This window comes from Nostoc sp. FACHB-892 (assembly GCF_014698795.1).
Lineage (GTDB): Bacteria > Cyanobacteriota > Cyanobacteriia > Cyanobacteriales > Nostocaceae > Nostoc.
The window spans coordinates 1-4,647 of the sequence record NZ_JACJTR010000126.1; the positions used below are offsets into that span (position 1 = coordinate 1).

Here is a 4,647-nt window from a genome sequence, read left to right on the forward strand (position 1 = left end):
CCGCCGTAGGCATCGCTTTGTCAATTTCTCCCTCCCATGCCATCAACAGTATATGGGCGCGAGTCATACTCCTTGCTTTACTCTTGCCTGTTTTGATTAGCGATCGCAGAATGTCTACTTCTTCTTTGCTCAAATTTACTGTATACTTCTTTGCCATGATGTTACCCGTAGCCACACTTAAAATAGCTTATAAAAAATCTGTCTCACCCTGCAAAGTTGACTTGCCAGACTACTAGTTGTTGAAAAAGTGCGTTCCTCTTTGAAGGCTGGCTAATTGAGAAATAAGAATGTTGAGTTTTTGCGCTTATGACATCTTTTCAAGAATTTCATCAGTCGTCTTAATTTGGTTTTTTCCTATATTACGTTTCAGCAAAAAAATACCCGCATCATGTGCTTGCTGACCACCATCACTAAAACAAGCATCCTCGATAATGACTGGTTCAATACCACGCTCAAAAGAGTCAATTGCTGTCTTCAAAATACAGCTATCAGTTTCAACTCCACAAAGATATATTTTGCTGATTTGATTATTTAAAATAAAAATTGAAAACTTCTCCGTAAATGCAGAGTAATAAGGTTTATCAAAAATATAATTTATATATGGCTGAAGTTCATCAACAATGCTCGTTTCTGGTTCATCTATCAACCTTAACCAATGAATTAGTTTAACATAATTGCTGTCAGGAGTATTGATAAACCTTGTGAATTCAACAAGTTTACCAGCCGCTAAAAAATACTTAATTGATTTAATGACGATAGGAATAATATGTCTGCATTTATCAGACATAAACCCGTTTTGCATATCTACTACAAGAAGCATTTCGCTCATTTGTGCCATAATTTATTTAGATTAAGAGTTAAGACATTAAATAAAACAATATTATAAAAGACGACATCCGCGGCTTTGAGCTTCTTCCCTGGCAGCCGTCAGATATTGTTGCTGGTGATGGGGCGTTGAGTAAGGAAATCTGGGGATGGAGGGAGAAGTAGCGACACCGGACAGCCCCTTAAAGTAGACATCGCTAGACGGAGTGTAGTCATCACCTCCCCAATCAATTCTCACGAGTATTGCCGAAAGTCTTGCTGATGTGGGAAGAGGAATGATGAATGGTATGTTGTTTATTCAAGCTAATCAGAATAATATACCTCGATTAAGAACAGGAAACTTCAAATGAAAATTTTTGTTCCAGGGCGTCTTTGTTTGTTCGGAGAACACAGCGATTGGGCAGGAGAATATCGCAGTGTTAATCCTCTGCTCGAAAAGGGTTACACCTTAATTGTTGGTACTAATCAAGGAATTTATGCTGATGTATTGCCTAATCCTACTGAGTTAATTATTCGTACTTCTTTTAATGATGGTAGGGGTTATGAACCTCTGAGATTACCTATGGAATCTAATGCCCTGAAGTGCATAGCAGCAGAGGGCGGTTTTTTTAGTTATGCTGCTGGTCAGCATATCAAATTCTGACTCACTATGATGTCGGTGGACTTGAGGTTGATAATTATCTAACCGACTTACCCATCCAAAAGGGATTATCTTCGAGTGCTGCCTTTTGCGTTCTGATTGCGAGGGCTTTTAATAGTCTGTATGACTTGAAGATGACAATTCGTTCAGAAATGGAGTTTGCCTATTTGGGAGAAAGAACCACTCCTAGCCTTTGTGGTCGTATGGATCAGGCTTGTGCTTATGGAAATCGCCCAATATTGATGATATTTGATGGTGAAAAAATCGACCTGCTCGAATTAAAAGTTAATAAAGATTTGTTTTTTGTGATTGTCGATCTCGGCGGCAGCAAAAATACACAAGAAATACTACAAAGATTGAATCAGTGTTATCCTTTTGCTACTAATCCAATACAGCAGAATGTCCAAAAATATTTTGGTCCTATTAGCTCTAAAATTACCCAAGCAGCAGTTGAAGCAATACAACTCGGAGATGCCCAACTTATTGGAGCTTTAATGACAAAAGCCCAAGCGGAATTTGATCGGCACGTAGTTCCGGCTTGTCCTGAGCAATTAATTGCAAAAAAGCTGCATACGCTTCTTCATCACGAGCCACTTAGGCCTTATATCTACGGAGGAAAAGGCGTAGGTTCTCAGGGCAATGGCACTGCACAACTGATAGTTAAAAATCAAGAGAGTCAAAGAGAAGCTATCGAAATTATTAAGCGTGATTTTCCTCAAATGCAAGCGTTACAGTTAACTATTTTTTGACTACCAACTCCGATGATTGACTTAGTTGAGGAGAAGAAGCAGTATTAAGATGTTTGTCAGCAAATGCGCTTAATAATTTATTCGCGCTCAAAGACAAAAATTTGCTACTATTCATATCTGGATTCATATAACTTTATTAGTGGGATAGGTTCATGATTATTTTGCCTTTGTACTTTAACAGGCTATAACCTGCCTTGGCGATCTCATCAAGAGCGCATTCGCCTAGAATTGAAGAGTTGCAGATAAAGCAAGAGAAATAGTTAATGGTGCTAAATCTTTGTGATGCCAGATCCGAGTAGGAACAGACAGCAAAGCGAACGGAAGCAGTATTAGAGAATAAGCTGGTGGTCTTTATCAAGGATAATGAAAACAGAAAGCTGGTTTCATATTGTTTATTAAAATGATCCAAACCTTTTTATTAACTTCTTCCCTATTGATTTCACAATTGCCTACTCTCGAACCAAAATTTATTAATTTAAAAAACCAATTAGAAAATCAAGGGTTCCAGATAATAATTGAGCTACCACCAAAGCGAGGAGCTTATGGATTATTGAGAGAGGCTGACAAAAAAATTTGGATTAATCCAGTAGTTTTTGAGTTACATATTAGTACTCAAACTCTAATTCATGAAGCGGTTCATGCTGCACAAGTATGTGCAGGGAAAGGGAAAATAAAAACTTTAGGTTTAAGTATTCAGCCGAGTAATTATGCTCGACCTTTTTTTATGCGCTATACTGATGTTCACAGGCAAGATTTAGAAAGAGAAGCCTATGCAGTACAAACTCAACCTAATAGTTATGAACTAGCTGTATCCCTTCTTAAAAAATACTGTAAATAGCTTTTAGTGTAAAACTAATGTATGTTATAGACTCTACTGTCATTGGTTTTGGCACATTTGAGCGACGCGAACGCTACTAGCACGAAGGGCGTAATCCCAAAACCAACCTGCCAATGACCATTCCATCTACTAGAGTGCCTGGATTTTCTGCTTGTTAGAGTTTCGGGTAGATAGTTACTGTGATAGTTGGTAATGTTCAGAGCTAGCAATAATGTCAAGTAGTAACTGAAGCGACACACCTCGTGGAATATAAAACTGCAAGGGTAGCGGCTGTAGAGCAATATTTAAAAGTCAAAAGTTCAAATGGGGGCACATCGCCCCTCATTTTTAATATGGATATCAGGTAAGTGTGCGTTAGAATTGAAGTAATGGCAACTTGATTGATTTGAAGCTAGATTAAAAAATCGAGGGTAAAAGTTGTTCACAGGGCAAAGTTTAATAATTGGGTCATTGATAAGTTTTTTATACAGCATTTGTGATCAGCAATCAAAGTACTGTATGCAAACGGTGTAACCCCAAAATAGCGATGTAGAGTTTAATATTTACAGGTGTAAAAAGTATGGCTAAGATGACAATTTCCATTGGACTAACTGATGCAGAAATCAAAGCTTTATCGGCAATGCAGATTTCCGAGAATGAGTCATTAAACCATACAGCAACAAGATTGCTCCTGGGAATCCTGGGTCAGACAAAAGCTGGACTGGCATTATCTAATGGTGATGAGATTAAGGAAATAGTTAAACAGGAAGTAAATGCTTCTTCTGCGTCTACACCTGATGGGGAAGACATAAAACAGGTGATTAGGCAGGAATTAGCCGAAGCGATCACTCAGATTAAGGGTTTAATAGATGAGCGTAATGGTGGAGTTGCTTTACAAACACAAGAGGTTGTTTCTGTTGAGCAGCAAGTCTTACCAGATTATTCAGCAATACGCGAGAATATCCTTTCCCAATTTAAAACAGGTAAGCAGTCAGCAGCCAAGGCAATTGACGCTTTTATTGAGTCACTGGGTGCTGTCAAGGAGCAACAACAGCCAGCAGATAAGGAATTAGGCGCAGCGAGTTAGGATTTTTGTTGCTAGCTACTATTAACCAGTCAACTTAATCACGCCTTGGCTGACTAAATGTTCAAGCTGAGAAGTCAGAAATTTATTTGTATCCCCACTCATATAAAATTTTCTTGATTTTTCCCGAACCTGCAACCTTACCCCCAACAAGATAGCCCTGACGAGCTTTCAGCTTTTCAAGCGTGCCATTCGTACTGGTGGGTTTGCGATCGCCCGACCACAGTTTAACTTAGTGCCATTCGGGTGTGAGGGTGTAGAGGTTACACAGTCAAAACCAAAAATCAAAAAATCAAATAAGAATACTTGTTACAAATTAGCGTTCTTGCCTTACACCCGCCCCTGACAAGGGTTTCACATTTTCAAGCGTGCCATTCCTCTCTGCCTCTTCGTTGAAGATCCTTGAGGGAGCAATGCGATTTTGTGAGATGACCCCACCTGGAGAGCGATCGCTAATAAACTCTTATGTATATATTTAGTATTTTATACAAAATTTACAGCAATATTGCTTAGAAGATACAACCTGCTACCA

At 38.7% G+C, this 4,647-nt stretch carries 6 protein-coding genes and 1 pseudogene; 5 read left to right on the forward strand and 2 right to left on the reverse strand.

Features of this window, described 5'->3' with window-relative positions:
- Window positions 1–304: 304 nt before the first annotated feature.
- Window positions 305–838 (reverse strand): isochorismatase family cysteine hydrolase, encoded by a 534-nt coding sequence (locus H6G96_RS40170; RefSeq protein WP_190920174.1) that lies wholly within the window; start codon window positions 836–838, stop codon window positions 305–307.
- A 42-nt stretch (window positions 839–880) separates the two neighbouring features.
- Window positions 881–1,063, reverse strand: a complete 183-nt coding sequence (locus H6G96_RS40175) for a hypothetical protein (protein ID WP_190920176.1) — start codon at window positions 1,061–1,063, stop codon at window positions 881–883.
- 108 nt (window positions 1,064–1,171) lie between these two features.
- Between H6G96_RS40175 and H6G96_RS42180 the strand changes: the two genes are divergently transcribed.
- From H6G96_RS42180 to H6G96_RS40190, 5 genes and pseudogenes are all read left to right on the forward strand, one after another.
- Entirely contained in the window at window positions 1,172–1,468 is a 297-nt protein-coding gene (locus H6G96_RS42180) for a galactokinase family protein (RefSeq protein ID WP_242063661.1), read from the forward strand.
- Window positions 1,469–1,563: 95 nt separating this feature from the next.
- The gene (locus H6G96_RS42185) at window positions 1,564–2,214 is read left to right on the forward strand and encodes a hypothetical protein (RefSeq protein ID WP_347242354.1); all 651 of its coding nucleotides are present in this window, start codon (window positions 1,564–1,566) and stop codon (window positions 2,212–2,214) included.
- Between the two features lie 400 nt (window positions 2,215–2,614).
- Window positions 2,615–3,052: a hypothetical protein gene (locus tag H6G96_RS40185; RefSeq protein WP_190920178.1), complete on the forward strand. Its 438-nt coding sequence runs from the start codon at window positions 2,615–2,617 to the stop codon at window positions 3,050–3,052.
- A 35-nt stretch (window positions 3,053–3,087) separates the two neighbouring features.
- Window positions 3,088–3,210: pseudogene (locus H6G96_RS42190) on the forward strand (HU family DNA-binding protein); the annotation flags it as partial.
- 401 nt (window positions 3,211–3,611) lie between these two features.
- The gene (locus H6G96_RS40190) at window positions 3,612–4,118 is read left to right on the forward strand and encodes a hypothetical protein (RefSeq protein WP_190920180.1); all 507 of its coding nucleotides are present in this window, start codon (window positions 3,612–3,614) and stop codon (window positions 4,116–4,118) included.
- Window positions 4,119–4,647: the final 529 nt, after the last annotated feature.